Genomic DNA, 12,734 nt, shown 5'->3' with positions numbered 1-12,734 from the left:
TGTGGCTGCCGCCGCGCCGGTGATTGGCTAAATCGTCGAAGTAGTTAATCTCCCCCCTTGAGGGGGAGATGGCCGGCAGGCCAGAGGGGGTCGTCTCACATCAAGCGCCCACGTCGTCTGTCGTCGCGGAAGGCGCTGGCGCTTTACGCTCGCCGACCCCTCTGTCGCCTTCGGCGACGTCTCCCCCTCGAAGAGGGAGATCAGGCTCGCTGCGCCAGCCTTGCGCTCTCCACGGCAATGCCGAGCAGGGCCTGGCGTGCCAGCGCGATCGACAGATCCGGCCGCCGGCGTGTCTGCAGGACCGCCGTCTGCAGGCGGTTGAGTGCGCGGCCGAGCGCTTCGCTGCTCCAGCGTTCGAGGGCTTTCTCCACCAGCTTGCGCCGGGAGAAAAAAACCGGCGGGCGCGCCGCGGCAACGACCGAAGCGGCATTGCGGCCGCCGGCATCCATCTGGCCGCGCATGGCCTGGATCGTCTGCAGCTGCCGCATCGCCGATGAAAGCACCAGAAAGGGCTGGCCGCCGGACTGGCAATGGCGGGTAAAGGCGGTGTCGAAGTCGGCGATCCTGCCTTCGAGCAGAGCGTCGACCGCCGCATCGAAGGAGAGGCCTGAGACGTCGCCAGACGTCGCCTTGACGTCGTCAAGGCCGATTTCGGCCTGGCCATGCGCATAAAGCACAAGCTTTTCGATCTCGCCGCGCGAGGCCAGCCGGTCCCCGCCGAGATTGCGGCGCAGCGCCTGCCGGGCCTCCAGCGTCATCGACATGCCGGCCTTGCGCAGTTCGTCGTCGATGACCGTATCGATATCCCTGGCTTCATCGGCATAGCAAGGCAATGCCATGGCATTATCCGCCGCCTCCACCACGGCGCGCAGGCCGACGCCCTTCTTCAGGTCGCCGGCCTCGATAAGGATGATGGCGTCCCGTGCGGGCTCCGACGTCAGCGCCTTGACGTCGTCGGCAAGCGCCTTCTGGGCGCCGGCATTGCGCACCCATAGCAGGCGCCGCTCCGAAAACATCGGCACGGTGCGGGCCTCGTCGAGCAGGCGGCCCTCGTCGCGGTCGACTTCCGATCCGTCCAGCCTGACCACTGAGAACGGATCGTCAAGCGGCAGGCCGGTCTTGCCGGCAAAGGCCTTTGCCCGCTCGGCAACCAGCCCGCGATCGGGACCGTAAAGCAGCACGATCGAGACGCGCGGATCCGGCTTCGCGAGCCATGCATCGACTTCGTATGCTTTCTTCTGTGCCATGGGCGCTGATTAGCACGAGGCGGGCGCAGGGTGAACGGAGGGTTGGCGGGATTGTATCGCGACGCCTATGGGACAGCGCCCCCCTCTATCCTGCCGGACAGAGGGGGGCGCGAAGGAACTCGACAGAGGGATCTTGCCAGCAGGAATCCCTTCTCATGCGCCAGATCAGGCCGGACCATTCGCCAAATTGCGCATGGCGGAGGAAGATCGACAAGAAATTTCGCGGACATATCTTCATCTTGACGAGTGCTGGCCGGCGCGGTCGTTGGCCCGAAGCCGCGCCCGACGAATTGGCACTGGTCCGGCGGTGTGCAACTATCCTGGCCGGGCAACAGTGGAGGACCGAGATCATGGCCGATGCCGGAATGTTGCGCTTCCATGTTCCGGAACCGGAAGTGCGGCCGGGCGGGACGCCGGATTTCTCCAATGTGAGCATTCCAAAAGCTGGCTCGGTGCCGCGCCCGAAGATCGACGTCGACCCGCGCGACATCCGCGATCTGGCCTTCTCGATCATCCGCGTGCTCAACCGCGCTGGCGAGGCGGTCGGGCCGTGGGCAGGGCTGCTTTCGGACGACGAGTTGCTGGAGGGGCTGCGCCATATGATGACGCTGCGCAGCTTCGATGCGCGCATGCAGATGGCGCAGCGCCAGGGCAAGACCTCTTTCTACATGCAGCATCTCGGCGAAGAGGCAGTGAGCTGCGCCTTCCGCAAGGCGCTGTCGCGGGGCGATATGAATTTTCCGACCTATCGGCAGGCCGGCCTGCTCATCGCCGACGGCTACCCGATGGTCACGATGATGAACCAGATCTATTCGAACGAGGCCGATCCGCTGAAAGGGCGGCAATTGCCGATCATGTATTCGTCGAAGGAGCACGGCTTCTTCTCGATCTCCGGCAATCTGGCGACGCAGTACATCCAGGCGGTCGGCTGGGCGATGGCCTCGGCAATCAGCAACGATTCAAAGATCGCCGCCGCCTGGATCGGCGACGGCTCGACCGCCGAGTCCGACTTCCATTCGGCGCTGGTGTTCGCCTCGACCTACAAGGCGCCGGTCGTGCTTAACGTCGTCAACAACCAGTGGGCGATTTCGACCTTCCAGGGCATCGCCCGCGGTGGCTCCGGTACTTTTGCCGCCCGTGGCCTCGGCTTCGGCATCCCGTCGCTGCGCGTCGACGGCAACGACTATCTCGCCGTCCATGCGGTGGCCAAATGGGCGGCGGAACGGGCGCGCAGCAATCTCGGGCCGACGCTGGTCGAATACGTCACCTACCGCGTCGGCGCGCATTCGAGCTCCGACGACCCGTCGGCCTACAGGCCGAAGGCCGAGTCCGACGCCTGGCCGCTCGGCGACCCGATCGTCAGGCTGAAGAACCACCTCATCCAGCGCGGCGTCTGGTCTGACGAACGCCACGCCCAGGCCGAGGCGGAAATCCTCGATACGGTGATTTCAGCGCAGCGGGAGGCCGAGCGCCACGGCACGCTGCATGCCGGCGGCAAGCCTTCGGCGCGCGATATGTTCGAGGGCGTCTATGCCGAGATGCCGCCGCATCTCAGGCGCCAGCGCCAACAGGCCGGGGTCTGACCATGCCGCGGCGGACCATGATCGAGGCGATCCGCGACGCCATGGACGTGTCGATGGCGCGCGACGAACGCGTCATCGTGTTCGGCGAGGATGTCGGCTTCTTCGGCGGCGTCTTCCGCTGCACGCAAGGCCTGCAGGCGAAATACGGCAAGAGCCGCTGCTTCGATGCGCCGATCAGCGAATCCGGGATTGTCGGCGCGGCCATCGGCATGGCGGCCTACGGGCTGAAGCCTTGTGTCGAGGTGCAGTTTGCCGACTATGTTTATCCGGCCTATGACCAGATCGTCTCGGAAGCGGCGCGGCTGCGCTACCGGTCGAACGGCGATTTCACCTGCCCGATCGTCGTGAGAATGCCGACCGGCGGCGGCATTTTCGGCGGCCAGACCCACAGCCAGAGCCCGGAGGCGCTGTTCACGCATGTCTCCGGCCTGAAAGTCGTGGTGCCGTCGAACCCGCACGACGCCAAGGGCCTGCTGATCGCAGCGATCGAGGATCCCGACCCGGTGATCTTCCTGGAGCCGAAGCGGCTGTATAACGGCCCCTTCGACGGTCATCACGAGCGGCCGGTGACGCCATGGTCGAAGCATCAGCTCGGCGAAGTCGCCGATGGCCACTACACGGTGCCGCTCGGCAAGGCGGTGATCCGGCGGCCTGGTGCGGCAGTTACCGTGCTTGCCTACGGCACGATGGTCTATGTCGCCCAAGCAGCAGCCGAGGAGACCGGCATCGATGCCGAGATCATCGATCTGAGGACACTGCTGCCGCTGGATCTCGAGACGATCGTCGCCTCGGTCAACAAGACCGGGCGCTGCGTGGTCGTGCATGAGGCGACGCTGACATCCGGCTTCGGCGCCGAACTTTCGGCGCTGGTTCAGGAGAACTGCTTCTACCATCTGGAAGCGCCGGTGGCGCGGGTCACCGGCTGGGACACGCCCTATCCGCATGCGCAGGAGTGGGACTATTTTCCCGGTCCCGCCCGGCTAGGCCGCGCGCTCGTCGAAACGATGGAAGCCTGAGGGGGAAGACGATGGGCGAATATGTCATCAAGCTGCCCGATGTCGGCGAAGGCGTCGCCGAGGCCGAGCTGGTCGAATGGCAGGTCAAGGTCGGCGATCTCGTGCGCGAGGACGCCGTGCTTGCCGCGGTCATGACCGACAAGGCGACGGTCGAAATTCCTTCGCCCGTCGATGGCGAGATCCTCTGGCTGGGTGCGGAGATCGGCGACACTGTGGCGATCGGCTCGCCGATTGTCAGGTTGAAAGTGGCGGGCGAGGGGAACGTCAGGGTTGGCGCGACGCTTGCAGACGTTACGGCGGAGGGTGCCCCTGACGATGCGCGGGCTCGCCCGTCCTCGGGCTTGGAGCCGTCATTACCCAATTTGGCGCCGTCATCCTCGGGCTTGTCCCGAGGATCTGCCGTCCCACACGGATATGACGCAATCAGTTCCGAGAGGTCGGTAGATTCTCGGGACAAGCCCGAGGATGACGGCGCCAGGTCCAAGGTCAACAGCGTGCCGCGTCCCGAGGGAGAAAAGCCACTGGCCTCGCCGGCCGTCCGCCTCAGGGCGAAAGAGGCCGGCATCGACCTTCGGCAGGTTTCGGGAACCGGCCCGGCCGGTCGCATCCGGCATGAGGACATCGACGCCTTCCTGGCGCGGGGGCCACAGCTGGCGAAGGCCCCTGGCCTCGCCCGCAACGAGACGGTCGAGGACATCAAGATAGTCGGGCTCAGGCGAAAGATCGCCGAGAAGATGACGCTGGCCAAGTCGCGCATCCCGCACATCACCTATGTCGAGGAGATCGACGTCACCGCACTCGAGGATTTGCGCGCCGCGCTTAACAAGGAGAAGCGGCCGGGCGCGGACAGGCCGAAGCTGACGCTGCTGCCGTTCCTGATGCGGGCGATGGTCAAGGCCATTGCCGACCAGCCGAACCTCAATGCGCTGTTCGACGACGAAGCCGGCATCGTCCACCAGCATGGCGGCGTCCATATCGGCATCGCGGCGCAGACGCCTGCGGGGCTGATGGTGCCGGTGGTCAAGTACGCCGAGGCGCGCGACATCTGGGACTGCGCCGCCGAGGTCAATAGGCTCGCCGAGGCGGCCAGGTCGGGCACGGCGACACGCGACGAGCTTTCGGGCTCGACCATCACCATCACTTCGCTCGGCGCCATGGGTGGCGTGGCGACGACGCCGGTGATCAATCATCCGGAAGTGGCGATCGTCGGCGTCAACAAGATGATGGTGCGGCCGGTATGGGACGGCAGCCAGTTCATCCCGCGCAAGATGATGAACCTGTCCTCCAGCTTCGACCACCGCGTCGTCGACGGCTGGGACGCTGCGGTGTTCATCCAGCGCATCAAGACGCTGCTAGAGACGCCGGCGTTGATTTTTGTGGATTAGGGGATGCGATTGATCGCGAAGTACGAGGAGAATCGTCGGAAAGTGCCGGCGTTGGAATGCGGGGTCCCTCTTCTCCCCTTGTGGGAGAAGGTGGATCGGCGCGATAGCGCCGAGACGGATGAGGGGTGTTCCAGGGAATGCCAACGTCTCGCTCCGCTGGAACACCCCTCATCCGTCGCCTTCGGCGACACCTTCTCCCACAAGGGGAGAAGGGGGAGCCGTGCCGGGGCCATCCCAGAAAGGATGCAGCTGACATGAAGGAAATCTCCTGCAAGCTGCTGGTCATCGGCGCCGGTCCGGGCGGCTATGTCTGCGCTATCCGTGCCGGGCAGCTCGGCATCGATACGGTTATCGTCGAGTTCGGCAGACCGGGCGGCACCTGTCTCAATGTCGGCTGCATTCCGTCCAAGGCGCTGATTCACGCGGCCGAGGAGTTCGAGAAGCTCTCGCACATGGCGGGTGGAAAAAGCCCGCTCGGCATTGCGATCGCCGCACCATCGCTTGATCTCGCCGCCACCATGGCCTGGAAAGACGGGATCGTTAGCCGGCTGAACAACGGTGTTGCCGGTCTGCTGAAGAAAGCTGGCGTGAAGACGGTGCATGGCTGGGCGACATTTCGCGACGGCAAGACCGTTGCCGTCGACACCGAGATCGGCATGCAGGTGATCCGCGCCGAAACGGTGGTGATTGCGACCGGCTCGGCGCCGGTCGAGTTGCTATCGCTGCCGTTCGGCGGACCGGTCATTTCGTCGACCGAGGCGCTGGCGCTGAGCGAAGTTCCGGAGAGGCTGGCGGTGGTCGGCGGCGGCTATATCGGGCTGGAACTCGGTATCGCCTTTGCCAAGCTGGGGGCCAAGGTGACCGTGGTCGAGGCGTTGCCGCGCGTGCTGGCGCAATATGATGCGGAACTGACCAGGCCGGTGGTGAAGCGGCTGGCCGAGCTCGGCATCGAGGTGCTCGTGAACGCCAAGGCCAAGGGGCTGTCCACTAAGCGCGACGCACTGCTGGTCGAGGCGAATGGCGGCAAGAACGGCAAGATCGCTGCCGACAAGGTCCTGGTCACGGTCGGTCGGAAGCCGGTGACCGAAGGCTGGGGGTTGGAGCAGATCGACCTCGACATGGCCGGACCCTTCATCCGCATCGACGACCAGTGCCGCAGCTCGATGCGCGGTATCTTTGCCATTGGCGATGTCACCGGCGAGCCGATGCTGGCGCACCGGGCGATGGCGCAAGGCGAAATGGTCGCCGAGATCGTCGCCGGCCACAAGCGCAGCTGGGACAGACGAGCAATCCCGGCTGTCTGCTTCACCGACCCGGAGCTGGTCGCCGCGGGCCTGTCGCCGGAAGAGGCCAAGACGCGTGGCGAGATCAAGGTCGGACTGTTTCCCTTCACCGCCAATGGCCGGGCAATGACGAAGTTGGGCGAGGACGGATTCGTTCGGGTCGTTGCCCGCGCCGACAACCATCTGGTGCTCGGCATCCAGGCCGTCGGCCAGGGCGTGTCGGAGCTGTCCACTGCGTTTGGGCTGGCGCTGGAGATGGGTGCGACGCTGGAGGATATCGCCGGAACGATCTATCCCCATCCAACACAGGGCGAGGGTTTTCAGGAAGCGGCGCTGAAGGCGCTTGGGCGGGCGGTGCATGTTTGAGGGCTCACACTCTCCCCCCTTGAGGGGGAGATGGCCGGCAGGCCAGAGGGGGTCGGTTCGACTGGATGCGACCTCCCTTGCGACAGATGGAGGTTGGCGCTCTTCGCGAGGCGACCCCCCTCTGTCGCCTTCGGCGACGTCTCCCCCTCGGGGGGAGATTACGCAGCTCACCCCGCAAGCCGGCTAACCATCTCGTGCTGCGCGTAGGCGCGGCCGAAGCGGTTGGCCAGAAAAGCGTCAAGCGCGATGTCCTCCTGCTTGATGAAACCTCTTGCCGGCAAGGTGCCGTCGGCGAGCATGTCGAGCACCGCGCAGATCGCCGATGCGGTGGTGATCTGGATGGCGCTGCGCACCATTTCGCCGTCGCGCCTGGCGTAGATCTTGTTGGCGTAGGTCTCCTGCAGCAGACGGCCGTTCTTGCGGCCGCTGACGGTGACGAAGACGACAACCACGTCCTGCAGCGTCGCCGGCAGGGCGCTTTCGAAAATGTCCTTCAGCACGTCGCGGCGGTGCCGCAGGCCGAGGTCGTTGAGCAGCGCCTTCATGATCGCGGCGTGGCCGGGATAGCGGATGGTGCGATAGTTCAGCGTCCGCACTCTGCCCTTCAGCGTTTCGGCCAGCGTGCCCAGTCCACCCGAGGTGTTGAACGCCTCGTAGGTGACGCCGTCGAGCGAGAATTCTTCACGCTCCTCCAGCGGCGGCACTTCGATCAGCTCGCCTTCGACGATCGCCTCGCAAGGCTGGCAATATTCGTTGATGACGCCGTCGGTGCTCCAGGTCAGATTGTAGTTCAGCGCATTCGACGGGTACTGCGGCAGCGCGCCGACCCGCATGCGCACGCTTTCCAGCGTGTCGAAGCGGCTGGCGAGATCGTTGGCAACGATCGAGATGAAGCCCGGCGCCAGACCGCATTGCGGAATGAAGGCGCTGCTGCCGGAACGAGCCAGTTCCTTGACCCGCCTGGTGCTGACGACGTCCTCGGTCAGATCGAGATAGTGCACGCCGGCGCTGGCCGCCGCCTCGGCGATGCGCGTGGTCAGATGGAAAGGCGCGGCGCTGAGCACCGCGAATTTGCCGGCCAAGGCCGCTTCGAGGGTGCCGGCGGCCTCGATGTCGAGTTCCAGCGTCTCGACCGTTTCAGGCAGTTCGGCCGCGCCGAGCTGCGCCGCCGATCGGTCGACGAGCGTGACGTGGTAGTCGCCCGTGGAAGCCAGCATCTCGGCAATGGTCGAGCCGATCTTGCCGGCGCCGACGACGATGATTTCCTTCATGACCGGTCCCTCGCACCAATGCTAAATTCACGGTTAGAATCGCAGCTTGCCTGTCGAAAGGAAGCGTGAGATTGTACGAAACGCAGCCTCTCTTTGGGCAATGTGCCGGTAAGGTTCGTCGAAATGCTCAGCGATGCCGACCAGGCTCTGCTTTCCCTGCTGCGCACCAATGCACGCGCCTCGACCGCCGAACTGGCGCGGCGGCTGGGCGTCTCACGAACCACGGTGCAGAGCCGGATCGAGCGGCTGGAACAGCGCGGCATCATCGCCGGCTACGGGGTCAGGCTGTCGCCGGATTACGAGCAGGGGCTGGTCAGGGCGCATGTCCTGCTCACCGTCACGCCCAAGCTGGCCGACAAAGTGGTGCGCAGCCTGCAGGCGCTGCCACCGGTTCGCACGCTGCACTCGGTCAGCGGCAATTTCGACATGATCGTCATCGTCGAGGCGCCGTCGATCAGGGATCTCGACACGCTTCTCGACCAGATCGGCGCCATGGACGGAGTCGAGCGCACGTCGTCGTCGATCATCCTGTCGACGCGGATCGACCGCTGAGCCAGGCTGGTGTCGCGGGTCCAGACGCTGGCGGGACAGCGCCCAGGACAGCGCCCCCCTCTGCCCTGCCGGGCATCTCCCCCTCCAGGGGGAGATTGGATGTCACCGCGGCTTTCGCAATCTCCAAGGTGGCTGAATGGATGCTATCGGAGAAGCTGCCGATCTCCCCACTAGAGGGGGAGATGCCAAGTGATCGCAAAGAGGGCAGGACAGAGGGGGGCGCGAAGGATCAGCAAGGGCGATGATCGTTCTGGCGTTACCGCAGCAAAGCGATATAGGCTTTCAAAATGTGGATCGATGGCGTGCAGCCGCCTCCTATCGCGCGTTCACCCAAAGAACCTAGACAGGAGGCCTCCTTGCCCAAGCAGTGTTTTGGAAAATCCCATGTGCCGTTGTCGCCAGCGGTCAGGGCCGGCGATTTCGTCTATGTCTCAGGCCAGGTGCCGGTCGGCACAGACGGGCTGGTGGTCAAGGGCGGCATCGCCGAACAGACCGAGCAGGTGCTGTCGAACGTCAAGGCGGCACTGGCGCTGGCCGGCTGTACCCTCGACGACGTAGTCAAGACGACGGTCTGGCTCGAAGACGCCCGCGATTTCGGCATTTTCAACACCGTCTATGCCAGGCATTTCCCGAAAGACCCGCCGGCGCGCACGACAGTGGAGTCGCGGCTGATGATCGACATCAAGATCGAGGTCGAGGCCGTTGCCTACAGGCCGGCCTGACGGGAAAGTGGAGACAGGCGCGATGCAATTCGATCTCCTGATAAAAGGCGGCCGCCTCATCGATCCGGCGTCCGGCCTCGACGCGCAGCGCGATCTGGCGATTGCCGACGGCCGTATCGCCGCGATCGACACCGAAATCCCCTTCGAACGTGCCGCCCGCGTCATCGATGCCACGGGCTCGATCGTCGCGCCGGGCCTGATCGACCTGCACAGCCATGTCTATTGGGGCGGCACGTCGCTCGGCGTCGATGCCGACCGGCTCGCCGCAAAGAGCGGCACCACCACCTTCATCGATGCCGGAAGTGCCGGCGCCGGCAATTTCCTCGGCTTTCGCCGCCACGTCATCGAGTGCTCGAAAGTCCGCATCCTGGCCTATGTCAACATTTCCTTTGCCGGCATATTCGGCTTCTCGCAGACCGTGGCGGTCGGCGAGTGTAGCGACCTCCGGCTCTGCGAACCGCGCGAGACGGTAGCGGCGGCTCGCGAGCACGCGGACGTGGTTGTCGGCGTCAAGGTCCGCTCGGGTCGCCATGCCGGCGGCACCAGCGGCATCGCGCCGGTCGATCTCGCGCTCGAAGCCGCCGACAAAGCCGGCCTGCCGCTGATGGCGCACATAGACGAGCCGCCGCCGGGCCGCTCGGAAGTGCTGCCGCGGCTGCGCAAGGGCGACATCCTCACCCACTGCTTCCGGCCGTTTCCCAACGCGCCGGTCTTCGCTTCGGGCGCGGTGCGGCCGGATATGCGGCTGGCGCGCGAGCGCGGCGTCATCTTCGATATCGGCCACGGCATGGGCTCGTTCGATTTCGAGGTGGCCAAGGCGATGCTGAGCGAGGGGCTGGCGCCGGACGTGATCAGCAGCGACGTGCATCTCTACTGCGTCGACGGGCCGGCCTTCGACATTCTGGTGTGCATGTCGAAGCTGCTGGTCCTCGGCATGCCGCTGGTCGAGGTGCTGCGCGCCGCGACACAGCGGCCGGCCGAAGCGATCGCCAGGCCCGATTTGGGCAGGCTTGCGGTTGGTGCGGTCGGCGACATCGCGGTGCTGCGGCTGCGTCCGGGCCGCTTCACCTTTGTCGACTCGGTCGGTGCCTCGCTGGTCGCCGAGCAAAGGCTGGTCTCGGACGGCATCGTGGTCGGCGGCACGTGGTGGCCGAACGAGGCGCTGGACGATCTCGGCGAAACCGAGCGCTTCGAAGCGCATGCGCACGACACGCATGTCGAGGTTGCCGCCCGGCATTTCGGGCGTGGGTGATCTCCCTCCTTGAGGGGAAATGGCCGGCAGGCCTGAGGGGTAGGTCCGACGGGGCTCGGCCTGCTGCTGCTTGTAGTGGAGGCTGGCGCTCGGCGCGCGGCGATCCCCTCTGTCGCCTTTGGCGACATCTCCCGCTCAAGGGGGGAGATCACAGCTTCACCGCGGCGTCCCATAAACCGGCGTCGCAACGCCTTCCATCCTCGCCTTGATCTGCAGCGCCACGAACTTCGAATAAAAGCGCGACAGTGCCAGATTGCCACCGTGGAACCACAGCGCTTCCTGCGCGGTCGGCTTCCACATGTTGCGCAATTCGCCTTGCCATGGACCTGGGTCGCCCTTCACGCCCGAGCCAATCCCCCAGCACGGCCCGACCTTGTCGGCGACTTCACGGGAGACGATCGCCGCCACCGTTTCGTTCATCGAGAGATAGCCGGTGCAGGCGATGATTGCGTCGGCCGCCAGTTCCGTGCCGTCGTCGAAGAGGATGCCTGTCGGCGTCAGCGACTTGATCCCGACGCCGCTGCGGATGCCGATCTCGCCGTCGATGATCAGATCGCAGGCGCCGACGTCGATGTAGAAGCCCGAGCCGGTGCGATAGGCCTTCATCAGGAGCCCGGTCTCGTCTTCGCCGAAATCGATGGCGAAGCCGGCGCCGCGCAAGCGGTCGTAGAAGGCCGCGTCGCGCGCCTTGATGATGTCGTAAAGCGCCCGCTGGCCTTGCGGCAGCAGCGCGAACGGCGTCGAGGCGACGATCATGTCGGCCTTCTCAGTGGTGATGCCGCGAGCCAGCGCCTTTTCCGAAAAGATCTCGAAACCGATCTCCATCAGCGTGTCCGACTTGACCACCGTCGTCGGCGAGCGCTGGACCATCGTCACCTCGGCGCCGCTCTCCCATAGATCGACGCTGACATCATGGCCAGAACTTGCGGCGCCGATAACGGCGACCTTTTTGCCGCGGAATTTCTCGCCGCTGGAATATTGGCTGGAGTGCAGGATCTCGCCCTGGAAGGCCTCGGCGCCCGGCAGGTCGATCTGCCTGGGCGGGCCATAAGCACCGGTTGCAAAGACGATGTGCTTCGGCTTTAGCGTGATGCGCTGGCCGGCGCGGTCAACCTCGACCGTCCAGACCTTTTCGGTGTCGTCGTAGGACGCGCTGATGCATCTTGTGGAGGTCCAGTAGTTGAGCTCCATGACGCGCGTGTACATTTCCAGCCAGTCGCCCATCTTGTCCTTGGGCGTGAACACCGGCCAGTTCTCGGGAAACGGGATGTAGGGCAGATGGTCGTACCAGACCGGGTCGTGCAGCACGAGCGAGCGATAGCGATTGCGCCAGGAATCGCCGGCCTGCGCATTCTTCTCGATGATGATGGCCGGCACGCCGAGTTGCCGGAGCCGTGCGCCCAGCATGATGCCGCCCTGGCCGCCGCCGATGACCAGGCAATAAGGCTGCTGGCCGGCGCCGAGTTCACGCGTCTCGCGCGCCCTCGCCTCCAGCCAGGTCTCGCGCTCCGGATCGGCCTTGTGGCGGACGCCCAGAGGCCGCGCCGGGCCCTTGCGCTCCTCAAACCCCTTGAGATCGCTCATCGCCGTAAACAGTGTCCGGCATTTGCCGTCCCTGAGGCGCATGATGCCTTGGCCCCACGCGGATGACGTCTCGAAAGAAAACCAGGCTTCGATAACGCCTTCGTCCGAAGTCGCTTCGCTGCTGAGCTGCCACCGGGCAGGCCTTGTCATTGCCAGCGTGGCTTCCAGCATGTCGCGGATCGCCGCGCGGCCTTCCATGGTCTTGATGTTCCAGGTGAAGGTCAGCAGATCGCGCCAGTAACAGTCCTCGACGAACAGGTTGATTGCGGCCGCGACGTCGCCCGCCTCGAGCGCTCGCGCAAAAGAACCGAGCCAGGTGGCCGCCTGTTTCGACGGTGATATGTCGAGCATCTGTCTTCCCTATCTCAAGCGACTTCGGCGCTGCCCTTTAACCTTATCCTCTCTCCCGAAGAGCGGGGAGAGGGTAGGTGAGGGGCAGCGCAAACAGTCCGGAAATTAAGGGCGCAGCGCAA

At 65.1% G+C, this 12,734-nt stretch carries 10 protein-coding genes; 7 read left to right on the top strand and 3 right to left on the bottom strand.

What is annotated here, in order from left to right:
- Window positions 1-200: 200 nt before the first annotated feature.
- Window positions 201-1,247 (bottom strand): DNA polymerase III subunit delta, encoded by a 1,047-nt coding sequence (gene holA, locus NKH80_RS22700; protein ID WP_352701185.1) that lies wholly within the window; start codon window positions 1,245-1,247, stop codon window positions 201-203.
- 350 nt (window positions 1,248-1,597) lie between these two features.
- Here holA and NKH80_RS22695 point away from each other — a divergent pair, with 350 nt between their 5' ends.
- The 4 genes from NKH80_RS22695 to lpdA all read left to right on the top strand — a co-directional run bounded on the left by NKH80_RS22695 (window position 1,598) and on the right by lpdA (window position 6,880).
- A complete protein-coding gene (locus tag NKH80_RS22695; RefSeq protein ID WP_254817940.1) occupies window positions 1,598-2,830 on the top strand; it encodes a 3-methyl-2-oxobutanoate dehydrogenase (2-methylpropanoyl-transferring) subunit alpha in 1,233 nt (410 codons plus the stop codon).
- Window positions 2,831-2,832: 2 nt separating this feature from the next.
- Window positions 2,833-3,846 carry an alpha-ketoacid dehydrogenase subunit beta gene (locus NKH80_RS22690; RefSeq protein ID WP_352701186.1) on the top strand — a complete coding sequence of 338 codons (1,014 nt, stop codon included), beginning with the start codon at window positions 2,833-2,835 and terminating at the stop codon, window positions 3,844-3,846.
- Between the two features lie 11 nt (window positions 3,847-3,857).
- Window positions 3,858-5,231 carry a dihydrolipoamide acetyltransferase family protein gene (locus NKH80_RS22685; protein WP_352993567.1) on the top strand — a complete coding sequence of 458 codons (1,374 nt, stop codon included), beginning with the start codon at window positions 3,858-3,860 and terminating at the stop codon, window positions 5,229-5,231.
- Between the two features lie 254 nt (window positions 5,232-5,485).
- Entirely contained in the window at window positions 5,486-6,880 is a 1,395-nt protein-coding gene (gene lpdA / locus NKH80_RS22680; RefSeq protein ID WP_352993566.1) for a dihydrolipoyl dehydrogenase, read from the top strand.
- Window positions 6,881-7,047: 167 nt separating this feature from the next.
- Here the strand turns inward: lpdA and NKH80_RS22675 are convergent, their stop codons facing one another.
- Window positions 7,048-8,151: a saccharopine dehydrogenase family protein gene (locus NKH80_RS22675; RefSeq protein ID WP_352993564.1), complete on the bottom strand. Its 1,104-nt coding sequence runs from the start codon at window positions 8,149-8,151 to the stop codon at window positions 7,048-7,050.
- Window positions 8,152-8,274: 123 nt separating this feature from the next.
- On the opposite strand from NKH80_RS22675, the gene NKH80_RS22670 reads away from it, so the two are divergent.
- From NKH80_RS22670 to NKH80_RS22660, 3 genes are all read left to right on the top strand, one after another.
- The gene (locus NKH80_RS22670) at window positions 8,275-8,703 is read left to right on the top strand and encodes an Lrp/AsnC family transcriptional regulator (RefSeq protein WP_352993562.1); all 429 of its coding nucleotides are present in this window, start codon (window positions 8,275-8,277) and stop codon (window positions 8,701-8,703) included.
- A gap of 356 nt (window positions 8,704-9,059) precedes the next feature.
- Window positions 9,060-9,425 carry a RidA family protein gene (locus NKH80_RS22665; protein ID WP_023675940.1) on the top strand — a complete coding sequence of 122 codons (366 nt, stop codon included), beginning with the start codon at window positions 9,060-9,062 and terminating at the stop codon, window positions 9,423-9,425.
- A gap of 22 nt (window positions 9,426-9,447) precedes the next feature.
- Entirely contained in the window at window positions 9,448-10,677 is a 1,230-nt protein-coding gene (locus NKH80_RS22660) for an amidohydrolase/deacetylase family metallohydrolase (RefSeq protein ID WP_352993560.1), read from the top strand.
- A 156-nt stretch (window positions 10,678-10,833) separates the two neighbouring features.
- Here NKH80_RS22660 and NKH80_RS22655 read toward each other — a convergent pair whose 3' ends face one another.
- Window positions 10,834-12,612, bottom strand: a complete 1,779-nt coding sequence (locus NKH80_RS22655) for an NAD(P)-binding domain-containing protein (RefSeq protein WP_352993558.1) — start codon at window positions 12,610-12,612, stop codon at window positions 10,834-10,836.
- Window positions 12,613-12,734 lie beyond the last annotated feature (122 nt).

Origin of the sequence: Mesorhizobium sp. M0904 (assembly GCF_040319475.1) — a bacterium.
In the GTDB taxonomy this organism is placed as follows: Bacteria; Pseudomonadota; Alphaproteobacteria; order Rhizobiales; family Rhizobiaceae; genus Mesorhizobium.
This window is presented reverse-complemented; position numbering and strand designations above follow the sequence as displayed.